This is a genomic window from Kribbella sp. NPDC050470, assembly GCF_044458365.1.
Lineage (GTDB): Bacteria > Actinomycetota > Actinomycetes > Propionibacteriales > Kribbellaceae > Kribbella.
In genome coordinates this window covers 44,429-64,447 of the sequence record NZ_JBITHV010000019.1, presented here as the reverse complement: position 1 = coordinate 64,447, position 20,019 = coordinate 44,429, and the positions used below count along the sequence as shown (strand labels likewise).

The window sequence follows — 20,019 nt, the reverse complement described above, 5'->3', positions numbered from 1 at the left end:
ACCACTACCAGCATCGGGGTTGCGAGCGATGTTCGCATCCCGAACGTGGGGAGTTGGTCAGCGGCCGGACTCGTAGAGTGTTCGCACCTCCGCATCGGTGAGCGCCCGGTCGTAAACATGCACCTGGTCGACCGTGCCGTCCAGGTGGTCGACCTGGTTGCCGCCGAACTTGGCCCGCCCGATCACCGTGTTCCCGGTCGACGTCGCATCCAGGCTGCACGCGGCCTTCGTGGCCACCAGTTGACCGTCCACGTAGAGCTTGAGCTCACCCTTCACGACGTCCCGTACGCCGGTCAGGTGATACCACTGATCCGGGTTCGGCTTCGTCGGGGAGAGTGCGCGCACGCCCGAGAAGCTCATCGCGAACCGCTGATCCTGGCCGGAGTACTGCAGGAAGAAGGCGCTGTCGTGGTCGCCGTCCTGGCTGACCACGGTCTGGTACGAACCGTCGGCCTTGTTCAGCTTCACCCAGGCGGCGGCCGAGTAGTTGCCGTTGGTGTAGAGCAGCGCGGCGCCGGTGTCGACGTACTGGCCGGAACCGTTCAGCGCAACGCCTGACCATTCTTGCCTGGGGCAAAGATCGCTCCACCCACGAGGGTGGCGTCGTTGTTGCCGACGGCATCTTCCGTGGTTCCGTCGAGCGGGTAGAAGTGGATGCCGTCCGGCCCGGGTGTGCCCGGCGAGGAACCCCCGGCGGGTGAGGGTCGTCATGCCACCGGGATGGTGAGCGAGGACGGGTCGCCGGCCGGCGAGCTGAACGTGACGGTCTTGCCGATCACGCTCCGGCCGAGGTACCGCGGATCGACCGTGTCGACCACCAGGACGAGGTGATGACCGGCCGGCACCTCCCAACTCGTCGCCTCCAGCCGAAGATCGATCGGCACCGCCTTGCCGGGCGTCGCTCCACGCAAGGTGAACGGTTTGTGCGCGATCAAAGAGCCGATGCCGAGCGCGTCAACGTCGTACAGATAGGCGAACAGCGACGTGTCAGCACCAGACGGCTGCACCGTCAGATGCAGCTTCGGCGCACCGTTGATGACGGCGTCACTGGTGTAGACCGGGCCGGACCACGCGCCCGCAAACGACCGATCCACCAACGGCGTCACCACACCAGTCGGAATCGACAGCAGCCCTTGCAGAGCGCCGGAAACGAGCGCCACGCCACTGTCGGCAATCGTCGGCACACCCGCCCCGATTCCGTTGCTCCAGCCCGTCGACGCCTGCGTCTGCATCGCACCGGTCCGCGACAACCCGATCGGCTTGGTGAGGTACGACGTACGCGCCTGCCCGACGGCCGCCCAGCTCGAGTAGCCGCGCCAGACTCCGCGCTGCGACTTCAGCTGAACCGGAGCCTCGTCGTCGGCCCCGTTGTCGACGCCGGTCAGGTAGTGGTGCAGCCAGGCGGCCAGCACGTCCCAGGTCTCGTTCGGCAGGCCGATCGCACCCGACGCCTCGGGCGTGGCGTGGTCCCCGTGGGCCAGGAGCAGCCGCTTCGGCCCGGTCAGCCGGGTGAAGAAGTTGGTGTACTGCGTCGGCGGGAAGATCGAGTCCTCGAACGCGTTGGCCAGGAACACGGCCGGCCGGTTGGCGTTGATCCGGTCGACCATGGTCGCCGCGGACCGGACCGGCGCGAGTTGCTTGGCCTCGGCGATCGCGCCGTCGAAGTTCCCGCTGATGAACTTCGCCTGCAGCGACGCCATCTCCGGTCCCGGCCGGCCGGTCACGTTGCCCAAGGCAAGCAGGCCGGCGACGGACTGGAGCGCGACGGTCTCGTTGGGGTCGAGTGAGGCGATCAGGTCCGCCCAGCCGCTCATCGCGCCGACCGCCTTGATCCGCGGGTCCTGCGCGCTGGCGAGCAGTGAGGTGCCGGCGCCGTACGAGATCCCGACGGCCGCGACCCGGCTGGTGTCGGACGGCGTGTGCTCGTCCGCCCAGTCGATCACCTCGCTGACGTCGGCGACGGTCGGCGGACCGGCGATGTCGATGCCGCCGCCGGTGTCCCAGAATCCGCGGCTCGAGTACGAGATGACCTGGAAGCCGGACTTGGCCAGCTTGGCGCCCTGGCCGACGTACTCGACGTTCGGGACACCCCAACTGGACGGCATCACGACCAGCGGGAACGGGCCGTCCCCCTGACCGGTCGGCGTGAGCACAACCGCGCCGATCTCGATCCCACCCGCGCCGGGGATGCGCTGGTACGACGTGCTGAAGCCGGCCTGATCCGCCTCGGCGCCGACCGCCGGGCCGATCGTGATAAAGGCCAGGACGACCGCAAGGGCGGCTGCGATTCTGCGCACGGGACGACCTCCGGCTCGGGATTACCGGAGAGTAGCCACAAATCTGCCGCTGTGTCACTACCTCAGCACGGTGAGTACCGGATCCACTCCGGTCGCCTCGACAGACCAGGTCCACAGCCGCTCGGCCAGCGCCGGATCCTGTGCGGTCCGGGTCGGCAGCACGATCGCCGGCTTCCCGCGGTACTCCAGGAAGCCGGGCCCGACGTACGACCCGGGCCGGAGATCCGGGTTGGTCGCGGCGTACAGGCTCGGCCAGGCGCCGGCGGCCGCGGGCTGCGCGACGAGCTTGTTGATGCCCGTCCAGATCCTCGCCTCGAAGGACCGCCCGGCCAGCTTCGGGCCATGCGTCTGGAGATGCGTGGACGCGTAGCCGGGGTGCGCTCCGGCGCTGAGCAGGTTGGTCCCGGCCGCCCGCACCCGGCGGTCGAGCTCTAGCATGAACAGCACGTTGGCGAGCTTGGACTTCCCGTAGGCGACCCACTTCGAGTAGCCCTGCTCGGGTCGCCGGAAGTCGGCCTCGTGGATGGCGCGCACCGTCTTGTGCATGAACGAGCTGACGGTCACCACCCGGCTGGAAGGGGCCTTGAGCAACAACGGGAGCAGCCGCCCGGTCAGGGCGAAGTGGCCCAGGTGGTTGGTGCCGATCTGAAGCTCGAACCCATCGGCTGTCTGCCGGTACGGCGTCGCCATCACGCCGGCGTTGTTCACCAGCAGGTCGAGCTTGTCGTAGGTCTTCGCGACCTGGTCGGCCGCCTTCTCCACACTCGTCAGATCGGCGAGATCGAGCTCGACGACGATCGGCTCCCGGCCTGACGCCTGCTTGAGGTCGGCGGCGCTCCGGGCCGCCTTCTCCGGGTTGCGCGCCGCGATCAGCACCTCGGCGCCGTGCCTGAGCAACTCGAGCGCCGTCTCGTAGCCGAGTCCGCTGGTGGCGCCGGTGACGAGTGCGCGCCGTCCGGTCAGGTCAGGGATGTCCGTCGTACTCCAGGTCATGCGCCCACAGTAGCGGTGGGCGCACAACCTGGTGTCGGTCAGAGGATCTTGCGGGCCTGGAAGGCTTCGGTCACCTTGGCGGCCGTGGCCTTGCCGTAGAGCAGCCGAGCGGCCTGGACGGTGACCCGGGCGGCGTCGGCGAACGACGTGTCCGGCGCGTAGAAGAACGTGCCCTCGAGGATCACCTTGTTGGCCTTGGTCCGGCCGAGCGCCTTGTGGATGTCCCACAGCGCGTTCGACCAGATCTCACCGTCGTCGTGCACCTGGCCGACGATGTCGTCGGTGGTCTTGCCGGTGTCGGTACGGCGCAGGCAGTGCGGCTCGGTGGTCGTGTACGACGTGGCGTCCCAGTCCATCACGCACGGCAGGTCGAAGTTCCGGCTCACCGGCACCGACATCGTGACGGCCCAGTAGTCGCCGAAGCCCTCACCGATCGCGCCGGCCTGCAGCGACTCGCCGTACCCGGGAACGACGTCGTCCTGGATCGCGTGACCGTACTCGTGCCAGATCACCTCGGCGTCCTCGCCGTCGTCGACACCCCCCTCGCCCATCGTGATGACGTCCTTCGACGGGTCGTAGAACGAGTTGTCGCCGTTGTAGGTGTTGATCTCGAAGTCCTGCGACTCGTTGTTCACCTCGGTGAAGCCGAGGCTGTGGATGTACTCCTGGGTCTGGTTGACCTGGTAGTACGCCATCACCTGCTCGAACCGGTCGTCGTCGCGGTAGTACAGGAACTGGTTGTTCGCGCTCTCGGCCAGTCCGCCCTTGGCCTTCACGATGGTGACGTAGGTTCCCTCGAGCTTGCCGTTGCCGGCCAGGTTGCGCAGGATCACGCTCTTGTGCGCCGGGAACAGCTCGTCGGTGTTGGCGTCGTCCTGGTCGGTCAGCTTCTCGTCCCGCTCGCTGACCACCGGGTTCGGGTCGAACACGATGCCGCGACCGTCGGCGTGGTCACTGATCACCTTCGACTCGACCACGGCACCGGACTTCGCGTCGACGAGTGAGCGGGTGACGCCCTGCGCCGACCGGCTGGTGACGTTCCAGACGAGTCGCGCGTCCGGGCCGCCGACGACGGCAAGCTGAGCGGCGCCGTCGGTCGCCGCCGGAGCCGGCGTGACGTCCTTCTCCGGCCCGGCGATCCGGGCCCGGGCAGCGCGGGCGCTGACCGCCGCGTTGGCGGACTTCGTAGCCGTTGCCGACGGCACCTTGGCGGTCACGTCCAGGTTCGCCGGTACGGCGTCGCGCCCGTCGGCGATCTGGACGCCGCCGGATGTGGTCACGTGCTTGGCGTAGTACCCGTTGACGACCGGCAGGCCCTTGAACGTCTGCTGGTACCAGTAGTGCTTGCCGAGCAGCGAGGTCTTGGTCTTGATCAGCTCGAGGTCGTTCACCGGCTTTGCCTCCGGCGCCGCCCCCGCAGCGCTGGTGAACGACATCCCCATCGAGACGGTGGCCAGACCGGCAGTGACGACCGCGATCACGCGTTTCGCCATGTGTTCCCCTCCTAGGTAGACGAGTTGCGTAACACAACAACTACGGTCCGTCGAACCCTAGTTCTCCCGCCGGCCGCTGGGAAGCAGAAGTTCGGGGTCGCAAGGGAAATCAGCCACCTGCCAGCAGGCGGATGACGTTGGGAAGCACCGAGACGCCGACGTCGGGGTCGATCGCGCGCTGGACGCCCAGCCCGACGCCGAGGCTGAGCAGCGCGGTGGCGCAGTCCGCCGCCGGCATCGGCAGCGTGATGCCGAACTCCTTCGCGTGTTCCTCGAGGAGGACGGTGACCGCGTCCCGGATCTGCGCGTTCCGCTGCGCGAGCTCCCGCCGTACGACGTCGTCCTGGCGGGCCCGGGTCGCGAACTCGACCTCGAAGACGGTCCAGGCCTGGTCGCCGATGGTGGCCTCGGCCCAGCGCTGGAACGACGTGAGCATAGCCTCGAGCGTGGCGGCCCCTTCCAGCGCGACCGCCATCCGGTGCGCCTGGTCAGCGCGGATCGCGTCGACCACGGCCAGGCAGAGCTCGTCCTTGTTGCGGAAGTTCGAGTAGACCGCGCCCTTGGAGTAGCCGGCCTCGTCCGCGACCTTCTCCAGCGACGTCGCGCCGTACCCGTCCCGCAGGAACAGCTCGGTCGCGGTCGCCACCAGGGTCTCGCGGGTCCGCGCCTGGCTCTCCGCGCGGGTAATTCTCGGCATGGTCCGACTCTAGTGCCTGCGGTATTGGCATTCCCTTGGTATTCGGATACCGTCGGTTTCTGGAGGTGAACTGATGGCTGACGTTCTGGATGTCGTCGTGGTCGGCGCCGGGGCTTCCGGGCTCGGCGCGGCGATTCGGTTGAGGCAGGCGGGGATCACGGACTTCGTCGTACTGGAGAAGGCGTCGTCGCTGGGTGGGACCTGGCGGGACAACACCTATCCGGGTTGTGCGTGCGATGTGCCGTCGGCCTTGTACTCGTACTCGTTTGCGCCGAATCCTTCGTGGACTCGGGCGTTCGCGGGGCAGGCGGAGATCCGGCAATACCTCGCCGACACAGCATCGCGGTACGGCGTGCTGCCGCATCTGCGATTCGGCGTCGAACTGGTGCGCGCATCCTGGGATCCGGATCGCACCCTCTGGTCACTGCAGACCTCGACCGGACCGTTCGAGGCGCGGATCCTGATCACGGCCACGGGTCCATGGCACGAGCCGTTGATGCCGTCGATCCCGGGAAGCTTCTCCGGGCCGGTCTTCCACTCCTCACGGTGGGATCGCTCGGTCTCGTTGGCCGGCAAGCGGGTTGCCGTCATCGGCACGGGTGCGTCGGCCGTGCAGTTCATTCCGGCGATCCAGCCGGAGGTCGAATCTCTGCACGTCTTTCAACGGACCGCGCAGTGGGTGTTGCCGAAGCCGGATCATCATGTGCCGGGCGTGGAGCGGTGGGCGTTTCGGCGGTTCCCGGTGTTGCAGCGGTTGCTGCGGCGGGCCGAGTACTTGGGGATGGAGGCGCTGGGGCTCGGATTCCGGCATCCGTGGATCATGCGGGCGGTGCAGCAGGTGGGGTTGCTGCATCTGCGTCGTTCGGTGCGGTCGGCGTCGTTGCGGGCGGCACTCACTCCGTCGTACAGGCTCGGGTGCAAGCGACTGCTGATGTCGAACACTTACTACCCGGCGCTTGCCCAGAGCAACGTGTCGGTACATCCGACCGCGGTGGCCGGGTTCGACGGTCGGTACGTCGTCGGCGCGGACGGGACTCGGGTCGAGGCCGATGTGGTTGTGCTCGGCACCGGTTTCCGGATCCTCGATCTGCCGGTTGCTTCCAAGGTCTTCGACGGTTCCGGGCTCAGCCTCGCCGATCACTGGAAGGGGTCGCCGCAGGCCTACCTGGGGACTGCGGTCTCCGGCTTTCCGAATCTGTTCAACCTGCTCGGGCCGAACCTGGGCACCGGCCACACGTCGGCCTTCATGATCCTGGAAGCCCAACTCGACCATGTGCTCGCCGCCGTGTCTTCGCTGATCTACCGCGGCTGGTCGACTCTCGACGTACGCGCGGAGGTGCAGGCCGCCTTCCTCTCGGAAGTCCAGTCCGCCTTGACCGGCACCGTCTACGAAACCGGTGGCTGCGCCAGCTACTACCACGACACCAACGGCCGCAACAGCTTCAGCTGGCCCTGGTCCAGCGCCCGCCTACGCACTCGCGTCTCCCACTTCGACCCCACCGCCTACACCATCACCGCCCCCTTGGAGCCAGCCCGATGAAACCTCTCCCTCTAACCAACGCGGTAGTAGTAATCACCGGCGCCACCCGAGGCATAGGCCTAGCCACAGCCCAAGCCTTCGCCACCGCAGGCGCCATCGTCTACACCGGCGACCTCGACGCCCCCACAACACCCGACAACCCCGACAACTCCCCTCGCCTCAACAACCCGCCACCCCACCCCACCACGCCCCAATCCCCCACCCACACCCGCGCAATCCCCGCCCCACCACACCCGGCCACCGATCCCACCGCCCCACGACCCGGCACACACTCCACCGATTGCGCCGAGCTCTCCAGTGGCTGCATCCACGGGCCCTGGTTTCTCGACGTGACCTCCCGCGACTCCTTCGTGTCTTTTGTTGACAATGTGATTGCCGACAGTGGGCGGATCGACATCCTGGTGAACAACGCCGGCGTGATGCCACTCGGCCGGTTCCTCGACGAACCCGACGAGCTCAGCCGCACCACCCTCGACGTGAACGTCTGGGGCCTGATCCACGGCATGCGCCTGGTCCTCCCCAGCATGATTGCCCGCGGCAACGGCCACGTCGTGAACATCGCCTCGATGGCCGGCAAGATCCCGTTCCCCGGGATGGCGGTCTACAACGCGTCGAAGTACGCCGCCGTCGGCCTGACCGCCGCCGTACGCCGTGAGCTCCACGGCACCGGCGTGACCGCGAGCGCCGTACTGCCCAGCGCCGTACGCACCTCCCTGTCCTCCGGCGTCCGCCTCGGCGGTCTATTGCCGACAGTCGACCCGGAAGACGTCGCAGCCGCCGTACTGCGCACCTGCCGAACCCGACAGGCAGAGCTGACAGTCCCGCGCTGGCTAGGCGGCTGGAAGGTTCTCGACGGACTCGTCCCGTCGTCAGCCATGGCCCTCGCCCGCCGCCTGGCCGGCGACGACCGCGGCCTAACCGTCGACGACGCCGCCCGCCGCGCCTACAACGCCCGCCTCGCCACCTTCAGCCGGACCCGAGAGGCCTGACTCCGGTTCTCAGTAGAGGACCGATCCTGGCCTCTTCCTCTCCTAGCGTTTGATCCGTAAACCAGGAGAGGATCAGCCATGTCGAAGTTGAGCCTGCAAGCCCAGAACCGCGCCACCCTGCACCGCCAGTGGCTGATCGAGCGCCGCGACGCGACCGCGCTGGAGACGATCGAGCACCTCGTCGGCATGCAGGCCCAGTCGCCACTCGCGCCGTACGTCGGCCTTTGGACCCGCTTGAACAACTTCGACCCCGCCGAACTCGCCGGGCTGCTCGAGAGCCGCGAGGCAGTCCGCGGTTCGATGATGCGGGCAACGATCCACCTGATGTCGAGCCGGGACTTCCTCGCGTTCCGCGCGGTGACGCAGCCGCGGCTCGAGCGCGAGGTGTTCCAGAACATGACGTACGGGCGTCATCGGCTCGAGGGTCTCGACATCGACGCCGTACTGAAGGCCGGCATCGAACGCATGGCCGAGGGCCCCGCGACCGCCGTGCAACTCCGCGAACACCTCGGTCCGCTCTGGCCGGACCGCGAGCCGGCCGCACTCGCCCACGCCGTACGCTGCCTGCTCCCCACCATCCAAACCCCGCCCCGCGGCATCTGGGGCAAGGGCGGCAACCCCGCGATGTCCACCGCCGACCTCTGGCTCGGCTCCCCCGTCAACCCCAACCCGTCCGTCGACGACCTGGTGCGGCGCTACCTCGCCGCCTACGGCCCCGCCTCCGTCGCAGACGCCCAGACCTGGTCCGGCCTCACCCGCCTGTCCGAGGTCTTCGACCGCCTGGACCTCCGCACCTACACCGACGCCGAGTCCGGCCGCACCCTCTACGACCTCCCCGACATCACCCTCCCCGACGAACACACCGAGGTCCCGACCCGCTTCCTCCCCGAGTACGACAACCTCCTCCTCTCCCACGCCGACCGCTCCCGCTGGATAGACACCGCAACCCGCAAGTCCCTAACCCTCCAAGAGGTCCTGACCCGAGGCTCCACCCTCCACAACGGCCAAGCCACCGCCCTCTGGAAACAAACCAAAACCACCAAAACCCAAGCCACCCTGGAAATCCAGCCCATCACCAAACTCACCCCCCAAACCTGGGCCTCCCTAGAATCCGAAGCCCACAACCTCCTAACCTTCACCTCCCCAGACGCCACCCACGAAGTCATCCGAGTCACCGCTTGACGCGAGGTCACCTGAGGCCATCGACCCAATGCCCGCTAAGGTCGTCAGGTCAGTGGAGCTGCGGCTAACACCGTCGATACTGACGAGACCGCGGCGCATCTTTGGACTCGACTCCATGCACCGCGGTCTCTTGATTACTCACGCTTGAGCAGGGGGCGCAAGCCCCTCAAGTGCACGGACGCGGTCCCCGAGAGACGGCGTGCTCGACATCAACTGCGAACGCCGGTTCGCCTCGCGACCAAGCATGTTCTGATGCTGAACCTGCCAGCCATAGAGGACCTGCACGATAGTGGCGCCATAGCCCATCGCGGCGGCGCGGCGATCGGCCTGCATGACCTCTCGACGGCCGAGCCACGCCAGGATCGGCGGCGCGACAAACGGGGTCAGGAACAGGATGGGCAGCACCAGGCTGTCGTCGAAGGTGAGCACCGCCAGCAGGATCCCGAAATACCCCAGCGTCAGGAAGCCGATGACGAGGCACCCGACGGCGGGGACAGCCTTCATCAGACGTCCGAGGGCACGTACGCCGATGAGCGCGCAGCGAGCCGGAATCGAGTACCAGAAGCTCAGCAGGCTCAGCAGTGCGCGTCCACCGAGGTGGTGGCTGAGTTCGTGCGCCAGTACACCCTCCAGGTGCGGTGCAGGGAGGTTGTACAACGACCAGGTCGTCACAGCGACGATGTGACCAGGGGTAGGCGTTGCGTTGGCGTCCTCCGACTCCTGGACCCACACGGAGTACTTGCTGTCGCCCACGCCGGCACGGTTCGACAGTTGTGGCCAGACCGATGCGATCCGCTGTTCCTCGACCAGGGTCGGCTTCCGCAGACGGAACAGATAGCGAGCGATCCACTCTTCGACCGGCTGGATGAAGACGACTGCTCCGGAGACGAGCCAGACAGCCACCAGGATCCATCCGTAGCCGAAACCAATGATCCCGGCGATCCAGGAGACCGTGACGAAACTCCAGAAGAACCAAGGGACCGCTGTGAGCAGAGTCGTCGCCGCAGATACCTCAACCCGGCCACCGGGCCTAGGGCTGCCTTGTCCAGCTGAGCCTGCTGGTTCGCCGGGCGGTAGCTGACCCCACTGTGGGGAAGGGGGTGTGTTTTGGTGGGGGCCTGGGGGGTTGGTCGGTTGCCAGGGGCCGGTTGTCCAGGGGCCGGTGGGGTCGTTGGGGTCGCCTGGGCTGGTCATTGAGCTCTCACTTCCTGTGCCACCTCAGCCACACGCGGCAGACTACGGAGACATCTGTCATCAGTACAGCGACACGTGGACGTGGTCGTAGTGGCCGCCGGTGGCGTCGGTGGGGCTGTAGACGCCGCCGCCGTTGTACGGGATCCAGGTGCCTCGGCGGGCGGACCAGATTTTGCCGTACCAGATGACGTAGCGTACGCCGGTCTGGCCGGCGGTCTTCACGGCCCAGTTGGCGATCTGGTCGCCGCGGGCGCGGGCCGGGGACGATTTTCGGGCGTCCGTGCCGACCATGACGTCGCAGGCTTTGCCTCGGGGGTGGTCGCTGGTCGGGTTCCAGAGGTGTGCGTCCCAGCAGCTCATGCTGAGGGTGCCGAGGTTCTGGCGGGCTTGGGCGACCCAGGCCGCCGTACGCGGGGTGACCATGCCGCCGGTGCCGGTCGGGTCGGTGACGCTCTGCTCCTCCGGCGGCCACACGCCGTTGACCGGCTTGCCAGAGATCAGGTCCCCACCGCCGCACTCGTTGTCCTGGTCAACGCCTTCGATGTCGCCGGACGGCGCTGTGCCTGCGCGGCCGGCGTACGGGTTGCCGGGGCGTGTCAGGTCGATGCCGGCCTGTGCGGCGATCTGACGCGCCTCGCCCTCGCGCGTGGCGTAGCGCTCGGGGAACGCGGACACCTGCACTCGCTGGGCCGCGTCCCCGAGGGCCATCGACGGCCAACCGTCGATGTCCACCAAGCCCGGGGGCTCTGGCTCGTCCTTACCACCGAAGAAGGCTTTGATCGAGTACACCGGGTCCGACGTGATCTTGATAGCGTCGCCCCAGCCCGCACCGGGCCGCTGTTGGAAGAGTCCGACCGAGTCGGCATCGCCGTACGTCAGGTTCTGCAGATTCGACTCCACCAGGGCTGTCATCAGCGCGACCAGAGTCGCCCGCCCGGGAAGCCCGCGCTGGACGGCCACCTCGTCGATCATCTTCGCCCAGCCGATCTGGGTAGCCCGCAGCGGACCGTTCGGCATCGGGTTGTCGGCCTGTCCCGGCGCCAGCGGCAAGCAGGCCGCCTGCGGCTTGCCCGTCCCGCCGAACGGAGCGAGCATCAGCAGGCTCGCCACCCCGACCACCGCCAAAGCCGCCGCGGCCTTGACGAACACACCCCGGTTCGCGACTGCGAAAATGCCCCTGCCGAGATCACGCTCATCGAACATCGCAGCCCTCCACCGACGTGGTCATGGCCCGGTACCGCCTGACACTTCGCTGATGACCCATTGGTTGTTCTGATTCACCAGCGTGACGAGCAGGGGTACGTCGAATCGCTGAGCGTTCTTTCCGGTGACGTTGATAGTGACTTTGACAAATCTGGTGATTCGGTCCGGCGTGTCGACCGGCGCGTCGGCGTTGTCCGGTGGCGCGCTCACCGGTGCGGAGACGACTGTCGACTTCCCGCCGTCCTTCTTCAGTGCGTCGTACGTCGGATCGCCGGCCGAGGTGAAGCTGGACGCGACCTCAGCCGTCATGTACTGCGCCGACTTGGCGACCAGGTCCGAGTACGACTCCGCGGCCGGATCGCGCGTGTAGAACGTCCGTGCCCAGGTGCCGACCACGTCGGTGGCGAGCGCGGTCGCTTCGGCCGCGGGGCGCTGGGTTTGCGGTGGCGGCGTCGTCAGCTGCGGAGGGGTGGATTCGGACGTACCTTGGCCCGGTTGGGTGCTCGACGGCGCGGTCGGCAGGACCACCGAACGCCCCGGGGTCAGCAGGCCGACGGGAGCGCCGTCGTCGGAGCTTTCCTGGCCGAGCAGGCGCGGCAGGCCGCCACCGAGGCCGAGGATGATGATCGCCAGCAGGATGACCAGCGCGACGATGACGGCCGGGCTGGTCGGCTCGGCCTGACGTTGGTTGCGCAACCAAGCCATCCGCTGCGCGTGGTCGTCGCGCCGCCATTCCTTCTTCGCGCGACGGCGATCGCGACCACGGAGGTCGCGCATCTCCTCCGGGTAGTCGTAGTCCGTGCTCATCAGCGAACGCCAACTGTCCGGCGCGTCCGGGTGCCGGCGCTCTCCGCGGTCGTCGTACTCGTCGTAGTCGCCGTACTCGTCGTACTCGTCGTACTCGGGGCCGGTTTCGCGGGCGTGCCGGCTCGAGGCGCGACGTGCGCCTTCCCGCCGGTCCTCAGTCGATCGGTGCTTGCGTGCCATCCGCGATCACCTGCGCGTCGGCACGTGTATGGTCACGCCGTCTTTCGTGATGGCGGAGTACTCGCGGAACCGGCGAGGCTGCGGAGCCGTCGCCGCCCGACGCCGCTGGCGACCCTTGGGCGGCCCCTCGCGGAGGCTGGCCGAATGCGTGTATGCCCTTGGCTCGTACCTTGGCTCGCTGACCGGGGCTGAGGTTGGGGCTGGCCGGCGGGAATGACGGGCCTTCTTGGCTTCTGCGGGGGTGCCGCGGTTCCCTGAACTGCTGGCCTGCGCGACGTTGGCCGCCGAGATCGAGATCGTACGGCGGCCTTCGCCCTTGGACTGCGCTCGTGCGCGGGCGAGATTCAAGGCCGACGTGCTCCGGGCCGGCCCGCTCACGCCTGCTGTCCGCACAGCGCCACCCTCAGCACCAGCTTGCTGCCCACCAGGCCCGAAGCCTCCTGGGCCGCCTGCCGCATCCGACTTCCGCCGCTCAGGCCCTGCCGTAAGCTCATACGGCGAACTAGCCGCAGCTCCCCGAGTCAACGAACCAACCACGGGTGCCTGCCGATACACGCGGACCGATGTCACGCGTTGCGGGCTCGCGCCCTCCTGGGCCATGCCCCTCTTGCGCTCGGTGAGCGACGGTGCCGCGCTCCGGCTCGTGATGGAACCGAACATCCGCCTCGCCACATTGAGCGCGCCACGACGAGCCAGACCACCCAACAAGATGCTGCCGGAGCCAGGTCGCATCATCGAGGTCAGGTTGTCCAGCAGCCTTCGTAGCCTGAATCCGGCGATCAGCACGGCGATGGCGAGCCCTGAAACAGGAAGCCAGCCGAGTACACCGGTCAAGCTGAAGACGGCTGTCACGAGGGTGAGCGCCGTACCGAAGACGAGCATTGCCAAGAACGACTGCAGCACGAGCCCGACCAAGGCCTCGAACCAGTTGAGTCCCCACTGCCGAGTCCGGCCCGGGATGATCCAAAGGCAGGCGAAGAACACCCCGACGACCAGGAGCAGCAGACAGCCGACGAAGGCCATCAGGGCTGTAAACGCCAACGAGATATTGAGAAACGCGAACAACGTCGCGGCGATGGCCGCGAGCATGACGACGGCAATTCGGCCGAAGGCATTCTCGCCCTTCGCCCACTTGACCGTCGGCGCATCATCGCCACCTTCAGCCGGCGCTATCACAGAGTCGATGTACTTGTTGCGCGCATCAACGTCCGTCCCGGCGTCAAGCATGCCCTTGCCGTACCGTCCGCACGCCTCCAGGGAACCGAATTCGGCGATACACCACGGTGTCACTGCGAATCCGCGCCAACTCGCGTCGGCTGACTTCCGCAGCAATGTGTCTCTTGGCGTGCCGGTAAAGCTGGGCTCAGGCCACGCGATTGGGCTCTGCATGGTCGGGCCCATCGCGTCAGCGGAGGCCGTCATGATCGCACCTGCGCCCATCTGACGCGCACCGTCGACACCACGCAGCCAGGTCGCCGGAGCGAGGGCAAAACTGATGCTGAGCACGCCTGCAACGAAGACCCAGGCCAGTTGCCCCAACGAGCTTCCGCTGGTCTTGCGCTGCGTGTATGCGGCGACCGCGCCGAAGGCCAAGGCAGACGGTAGTAGCCAGCCGACCAGTTGCGTGCTGGTCGCTCCGATCGTCGCTGACGTCGCGTCTGTGAGCGGTTTGACGTCAGTGAACGAGAAGAGCCACCAGCCAACCGAGATTGCGCCCCGTGTGATCGCGACGATGTACATCATCACGATGTGCGCGTAGCCGTTGAAGACCGCTTCCATGGGATCGCGGATGCTGCGCTCGAAGTCCAGCCCGTAGGCCATCGGGCTGTACTGCTCGAAAAGTGTCCGCGTGTCGCCGTGAGTCAGGTCCGGTGTCGGCAACAGGTCGCCGAAACCGGTCGGGCTTGTCGGGCCCGGTTCTGGATCTGCGGCCAGCGCGAGCTGAGTGGTGACGATCAGGGAGATGGTGAGTGTGGTCACGGCCGTGCGGAGACGGCGTGACCAGGTCATGCGACGTGCTCCTTGTTTGAGGAGCTGGGGCGTTGTGCGTCGTCGTCGGGGGACGGGGAGCCGTTGTCGCCGTAGGCGGGGTACATGGCTTCGTTGTAGGCGGCTTCGTCGGCTTCTTGGTCGTAGACCTCGTCGGGGCCGATGGGGGACTCGTAGCGGAGGGGGTGGGTGTGGTCTTGGCCGTTGGGGGTTGGGGGGTGGCCGTTTTGCTGGGCTACCGCGGGGGCGGGGGGTGCTGGTGGCTCGGCGTACGTGGGCTCGGCAGGCGTCGGCTCCGGCGCAGGCTGGGAGTGGTGCTGCGTCGGAATCGGCTGCGTGGGCTCCGTGTACGTCGGCTCGGCGTGCGGCGAGCCGTTGGGAGTCGGCTCGGGGTGCGGCGAGCCGTTGGGAGTTGGCTCGGGGTGCGGCGAGCCGTTGGGAGTCGGCTCGGCGTAGGCCGGGTCTGGCTGGGGTGGGGCCTGGGTGTGGGCCTCGGCTTGGGCTGTGGCGGTGGCGGCAGGTTGGGGGGTTTCCTCGTCTTCGGCGAAGGGGTCGACTTCGACGGGCGGGAGGACGGGCTGGGCCGGTTCGGTGGCGTGCTCGGATTCGGGGGTCGTGCGGAGGAGGGCGGCCACCTGCTGGCTGGGGATGTCGATCTGGACGGTGGCTACCTCGTCCCAGCGGTCGCGCATGATGCAGTGGCCGTGGCGGATGCTCTTGCCGTTGGCGGCGGTGTTGATGCCGCGGACAAGGGTCTGGTACGGCGGTGTCTGCGGGCGGCCGAGCAGTTCGAGCAGGGAGTCGACCTGCTCGCGGGAGCGCAGGCTGAACGCGAACAGGGTGGTGATCTGCTCGACCAGGCCCGGCAGCTTCAGAATGGATGCGGGGTCCTGCGTGTCGAGGACTAGGGACGCGCCGAGGGCACGGCCGACACGGGCGATGTAGTCGAGGAAGGACGCGCCGTCCGGGGTCTTCGTGAGCAGGTGGACCTCGGGGACGATGACGACCTTGGAGCGGCCACGGAACTCGCGGCGGCCCGTCGTACGGACCATCCAGGCGAGGCAGCCGCGCAGGCAGGCCATGCCGACACGTTCGATCGGCGACCAGGACTCCGGCGCCGACTCGGGTGAGGGCAGGGTCAGGCCAGGCATCTGCACGACCCACAGGCCCGGGTTGGTGGTCAGCGAGGACAGGCCGGACGGCGGACCGGCGACGACCGAACCGAGGCCGGTCTCGACGAGGTCCCGCAGTGCGAAGCCGACAGTCCGCACCGTCTCCGAGTCAGAAGCGCACAGTCGCTGGATGACGCCCCACGAGGACGGATCGGGCGACTGGATTTCTGCACGAGTCGCGGCCACGACGGGAGCCTCAGCCGCACCTCGCAGATGCGGCGGAAGCAGCAGCATCAGCTGTGAAGGCGCCTGCAGCAACGCGTCGTCGACCGGCAGCACGCGCAGCAGGTCGGCAGCGCCGGAGAACTGTGCGGTGATCTCGACGACAGCAGTCGGTACGCCGTACTCCGCAGCGACTGCGGACACGCCGGCCGCGTCACCCTTCAGGTCGAGCAGCGGCACCCACGCGCCGGCGAAGGCCGAGTCCAGACCACCGAGCATCGCGGCCGTCGTCTTGCCTCGACCCGAACGGCCGAGGAACAGGGTCGTCGTCGCGTCACCCAGAGCAGAACCGGCGGCCGCGTCGAAACGCACCAGACCGGGCGTCGACCCGGTCAGGTAGCCGATGGCCGGGCCGGTCGCGTCGCCGATCGACGCGCCACCCCAGAACCAGGAGCCGAAGAAGGCTGTCGACTCCCGGACGTGACCGAGGTCGGGAACGCGCAACTGGTCGCCTGGCAAGGATTCCAGCCAAAGGTCGCGCTGCTCGTCCGCGCCGACGGCGACGCTGATGCCGCGGTCGGCGTAGTGCGCGATGACGGCGTCGACGTACGCCTCCAGGTCCTCGCGGGTGTCCGCGCTGACCAGCAGACGGGGGTGGTCCTCGACAAGGGTCAGGCCGCTGCGGTTGATGTCGCGCTTGACCTCGCGCATCACGCGCTCGGTCTCCACGATCTCGTCAGCGGTCTCCTCCGCGGTGCCCTTGGCGGCGGACCTACGTTGTTCCTTGGCGCTCTTGCGGGTCTCGTCGACCAGGTGCCGAGCGGTCTTCTTGGTCAGCACCCGGAACCGGACGGATGCCTCCACGGTGACGTCGATCTCGTCGCCGTCGTCGTCGATCGCCTTGATCTCCGACAGCGTCCGCAGCCACTCCCCCGCGCCCGGCGTCTCGAGCTCCTCGGGGAAGTCGGTCATCGCGAGCACGGTCGTGTACGCCGCGATCTGGCCGCGGGTGTCGTAGATGCGCAGGTGGTCGGTGTACGGCACCACCCGGCCGGACGTGAGCCGGGCCAGCGACGCGCCGGTGATGAGGCCACGGCGCGGGGCGGCGACGGCGCCGCGGTGCATCTCGCGGCTGATCAGCCAGGAGATCACCTCGGCCGGCGCGGTGTGCGCCCGCCAGACGGTCGAGCCCAGCTGGCGAGCGAGCTTGCGCACCCGCTCGTCGAGATGGGCCAGCTCACGGGCGCTCACGCGCCAGGACGTCGTACCGAGGGCGTCGCTGATCGAGCCGCGGACCTGGGCGGTGGCGCGCGGGTCGCGGTCGGACAGGTGGACGCCGAGGGCGACGTACCGCTCCGGCATCCGCATCTCGTCGATGCGGTCGGCCCTGGTCTGCGCCCAGGACTCGTGGTCGCCGAGCCGGTAGTGGCCGGTCACGCTGTCGATGTAGTCCTGGCCGGTCGAGCGTCCCCAGACCACCTTCAGGTGGCTGAGGCGGTCGCCGAGGATGGTCGCGGCGGCGCTCACCGCGGCGTCGAGGGCCGCGTCCTGCTCGGCCTCGGTGGCGAGGTCGGTGTTGGCCACCGAGATCAGGAACCACGCCTCGGCGCTGCGCTCGGTGACGAGCAGGCCGTCCGCGATGGCAACAAGACGAGGTGGCGGCAGGCCGCGCTCACGACCGACCCCCACCAGGTTCAGGAGCTTGTCAGCGATCTTCATCCGTGCCCCTTCCTCTCCGATCGGCCTAGCCCAGACGACGTCCTGCGACTGACCCGCTGCACGTGATCCGCCCCGAGCAGGCGGGCCCGCTGGTTCACCGTGATGTCCGCGCCGGCGCGGACCCTCGGATCCAGCTCCACCACGACCTCGCGTTCCCACTCCGGCGTCACTCTGGCCTTCGCCAGGTTGGCCACCTTGTGGGTCGCGACGCGCTCACGCCATGGCAGGTACTCCGTCTTGTCGGCGGCCCGCGCGCCGAGACCGATGATCGGGCGGTGGGCGCGCAACGCGTAGCGGACGGCCAGCGCCCACTCGGTCACGCGGCGGCGGCGTTCGTGGAACTTACCGGGTCGCCAGCCGAACGCGGTGATCACGAACGGCGGAACGATGTACAGGCTGACGGTGGACTTCTGCGGCACCCCGATGAACGGGATCAGCAGCGCGACCCAGAGCACGATGATGACCGCTCCGAAGATGATCATCCGGCGCCGGGCGCCTTCTCCGAGGTCGATGCCGAGCAGGTCGTACTGCCGGGTCTCGATCTCGAAGTGGTGGGTCAGGGTACGGCCGACGCGCATCAATTACCTCCGGACAGCAATCCCCAGAAGCCCTTGAGCACGTTGATGGTCTGGTTGTTGGCGTAGATCAGCCCTCCGACCAGCACCCCGGCCGCGATGTGACCGAACAGCTCGCCCCACTCGCGCTTGAAGTAGTGCCCGATGGCACGCAGCACGAGAATGGCGATGAAGATGTTCCCCGCGATGACCAGGACCCAGTCCTTGAAGTCCGCGCCCGTCGGGACGTTGCTGTCGACCAGTGGCGCGGCGAGCTGAACCACGCTCGCGGCAAGTTCGTGCGTCATCATTGCGGTGTCTCCCTTGTTGCCTCGGTCATCCGACGGCGGGTTGCTGGTGTCATCCGACGGCAGCCACTTGCCATCGCTGTGCTCCGTCCGTGGCGACTGTCCGCCGCAGCGTGAGCGTGTACGTCTGGTCCAGGGTGGTCTCCCCCGCCCCGTCCCAGGTGACGGCGGCGGTCGCCCGCCGCTCGTCGTCGTTGCCGGTGTAGACCTGCCAGTCCTTCAGCTCGGCCAACTTCACCGAGCCGTTCAGACTGCGGATGGTCGAGCCCGGCGCGGTCACTGCCGATACCTTGTTGTCGGACTCCGCGTACGCGCTGAAGAACGCCTCCGCGTCCTTCAGTGTCGCCGCGGTCAGCTCGTCGTCCGCGATGCCGGCCTCCGGCATGTTCTCCGGCAGCGCGGCCCGCTCGTCCGGCACGAACGTCGGCGGCCCGCTGGCCACCACCCGCGACGCCGTCCGGGCGACCGGTACGGACAGCCGCTCCCACGAGTACGGACCGGCAACCCAGGCCTGCCCGCGCTTGGTGAACGACCGAACCTCTACACGTACGTCGACCACCGCGGTGACGCCGGCGGAGTCGACCTTCACCTCTCCCGGGTACGCCGTGTCGGCGGTCTGCTTCCCGCGGCCGTTCCACCCGGCCCGGCTGTCCAGGCCGGCCGCCAGGTCGAGGGTGATCAGGTTGGGCCGGGCGTCCGGGTTCGCCTCGTCCCAGTTCAGGTAGGAAACGGCGTACCTGGTCGCGACCGCACGGGCCTCGTCGACCGGGAAGCTGTTCTGGTTGCTGACGACCGTCTCCGGGGCGCGGTTCGGCGCGACCCAGGAGCGGATGCCGCTGATCGCGGCGAGCAGCAGCACGACGACCACCAGGCCGCGGAAGAACCGCCGGGCCCAGGTGGAGAACGACGACTCGGGCTCCGTCGACCACGGCGGCTGTCCGTGATCGAGCGGCTCCCGGACCGGACCGGGTGCGGGGTGCGTACCGTGAGGTGAGCGCTGTTTCAGACGTTCGGGTGTGCGGTGCGCGCTGTCCGGCGTACGAGCGGACGGACGACGAGGCGGAGCCATCACTCCGCCGGTCGGCGGGTGCGGCTGTGGAGCCGAGTACTGCGCGGCTACGCCCTGTGCCTGGCGAGGAGTGGGTGACACCGGGCCATCCGGGTGGTCCCACCACTCCGGTGCGGTGTTCGACGGGCGTCCTTTGCCCGGCTTCTTTGTGCGGCGCTGGTCCGACCAGTGCTCACCTTTTGGCGGCAGATTCAGCAACGTTCGCCACCAACTCATCGCTACCCGCCCCTCAGACAGCAGTTACGCGGACAGTAGCCGGGACAATACGGCAAGCAACTGCCCTCCGGGAGGCCTGAGACCAGGATCCGGATGCTCCATCGCTCCCCGCAGCCATACTGTTACCCCGCTCGCGGGAAGTGTCACCCTCAATGGGCAAGGGTGACACCTTCGGTACGGTCGTCATAGCTCCTCTCTCATGCCCGATCAAGTCGATCAGGCAGCGCACACCATGCCACACACCGCGGACAGGTT

16 protein-coding genes are annotated in these 20,019 nt (G+C 68.0%); 3 read left to right on the top strand and 13 right to left on the bottom strand.

The window, feature by feature from the left end; genetic code table 11:
- Positions 1–57: 57 nt before the first annotated feature.
- The 5 genes from ACIBGM_RS42255 to ACIBGM_RS42235 all read right to left on the bottom strand — a co-directional run bounded on the left by ACIBGM_RS42255 (position 58) and on the right by ACIBGM_RS42235 (position 5,480).
- Complete coding sequence (locus ACIBGM_RS42255; protein WP_396388759.1) at positions 58–711, bottom strand: LamG domain-containing protein; 654 nt, start codon at positions 709–711, stop codon at positions 58–60.
- Entirely contained in the window at positions 708–2,297 is a 1,590-nt protein-coding gene (locus ACIBGM_RS42250; protein ID WP_396388758.1) for an alpha/beta fold hydrolase, read from the bottom strand. The genes ACIBGM_RS42255 and ACIBGM_RS42250 overlap by 4 nt, the downstream gene beginning before the upstream one ends.
- A 57-nt stretch (positions 2,298–2,354) precedes the next feature.
- Positions 2,355–3,290 carry an oxidoreductase gene (locus tag ACIBGM_RS42245; RefSeq protein WP_396388757.1) on the bottom strand — a complete coding sequence of 312 codons (936 nt, stop codon included), beginning with the start codon at positions 3,288–3,290 and terminating at the stop codon, positions 2,355–2,357.
- A 38-nt stretch (positions 3,291–3,328) separates the two neighbouring features.
- A complete protein-coding gene (locus ACIBGM_RS42240; RefSeq protein WP_396388756.1) occupies positions 3,329–4,783 on the bottom strand; it encodes a M36 family metallopeptidase in 1,455 nt (484 codons plus the stop codon).
- Positions 4,784–4,892: 109 nt separating this feature from the next.
- On the bottom strand, positions 4,893–5,480 hold the full coding sequence (locus ACIBGM_RS42235; protein WP_396388755.1) for a TetR/AcrR family transcriptional regulator: 588 nt from the start codon (positions 5,478–5,480) through the stop codon (positions 4,893–4,895).
- Between the two features lie 73 nt (positions 5,481–5,553).
- Here ACIBGM_RS42235 and ACIBGM_RS42230 point away from each other — a divergent pair, with 73 nt between their 5' ends.
- The 3 genes from ACIBGM_RS42230 to ACIBGM_RS42220 all read left to right on the top strand — a co-directional run bounded on the left by ACIBGM_RS42230 (position 5,554) and on the right by ACIBGM_RS42220 (position 9,191).
- Positions 5,554–7,020 (top strand): flavin-containing monooxygenase, encoded by a 1,467-nt coding sequence (locus ACIBGM_RS42230; RefSeq protein ID WP_396388754.1) that lies wholly within the window; start codon positions 5,554–5,556, stop codon positions 7,018–7,020.
- Positions 7,017–8,009 carry an SDR family oxidoreductase gene (locus tag ACIBGM_RS42225; protein ID WP_396388753.1) on the top strand — a complete coding sequence of 331 codons (993 nt, stop codon included), beginning with the start codon at positions 7,017–7,019 and terminating at the stop codon, positions 8,007–8,009. Before ACIBGM_RS42230 ends, ACIBGM_RS42225 begins: the two co-directional genes overlap by 4 nt.
- A 78-nt stretch (positions 8,010–8,087) precedes the next feature.
- Positions 8,088–9,191, top strand: coding sequence for a winged helix DNA-binding domain-containing protein (locus ACIBGM_RS42220; protein WP_396388752.1), 1,104 nt, complete (start codon positions 8,088–8,090; stop codon positions 9,189–9,191).
- Between the two features lie 138 nt (positions 9,192–9,329).
- Here the strand turns inward: ACIBGM_RS42220 and ACIBGM_RS42215 are convergent, their stop codons facing one another.
- From ACIBGM_RS42215 to ACIBGM_RS42180, 8 genes are all read right to left on the bottom strand, one after another.
- Positions 9,330–10,094, bottom strand: coding sequence for a M48 family metalloprotease (locus ACIBGM_RS42215; protein WP_396388751.1), 765 nt, complete (start codon positions 10,092–10,094; stop codon positions 9,330–9,332).
- A gap of 351 nt (positions 10,095–10,445) precedes the next feature.
- Positions 10,446–11,588, bottom strand: coding sequence for a hypothetical protein (locus tag ACIBGM_RS42210; RefSeq protein ID WP_396388750.1), 1,143 nt, complete (start codon positions 11,586–11,588; stop codon positions 10,446–10,448).
- Between the two features lie 21 nt (positions 11,589–11,609).
- On the bottom strand, positions 11,610–12,575 hold the full coding sequence (locus ACIBGM_RS42205) for a hypothetical protein (RefSeq protein ID WP_396388749.1): 966 nt from the start codon (positions 12,573–12,575) through the stop codon (positions 11,610–11,612).
- Between the two features lie 6 nt (positions 12,576–12,581).
- Complete coding sequence (locus tag ACIBGM_RS42200) at positions 12,582–14,585, bottom strand: hypothetical protein (protein WP_396388748.1); 2,004 nt, start codon at positions 14,583–14,585, stop codon at positions 12,582–12,584.
- Complete coding sequence (locus ACIBGM_RS42195; RefSeq protein ID WP_360520763.1) at positions 14,582–17,617, bottom strand: ATP-binding protein; 3,036 nt, start codon at positions 17,615–17,617, stop codon at positions 14,582–14,584. The genes ACIBGM_RS42200 and ACIBGM_RS42195 overlap by 4 nt, the downstream gene beginning before the upstream one ends.
- A complete protein-coding gene (locus tag ACIBGM_RS42190) occupies positions 17,614–18,195 on the bottom strand; it encodes a hypothetical protein (protein ID WP_360520760.1) in 582 nt (193 codons plus the stop codon). The genes ACIBGM_RS42195 and ACIBGM_RS42190 overlap by 4 nt, the downstream gene beginning before the upstream one ends.
- Positions 18,195–18,479: a hypothetical protein gene (locus ACIBGM_RS42185; RefSeq protein WP_393150258.1), complete on the bottom strand. Its 285-nt coding sequence runs from the start codon at positions 18,477–18,479 to the stop codon at positions 18,195–18,197. Before ACIBGM_RS42185 ends, ACIBGM_RS42190 begins: the two co-directional genes overlap by 1 nt.
- Positions 18,480–18,531: 52 nt before the next feature.
- Positions 18,532–19,764, bottom strand: a complete 1,233-nt coding sequence (locus ACIBGM_RS42180) for a conjugal transfer protein (protein ID WP_360520757.1) — start codon at positions 19,762–19,764, stop codon at positions 18,532–18,534.
- Positions 19,765–20,019: the final 255 nt, after the last annotated feature.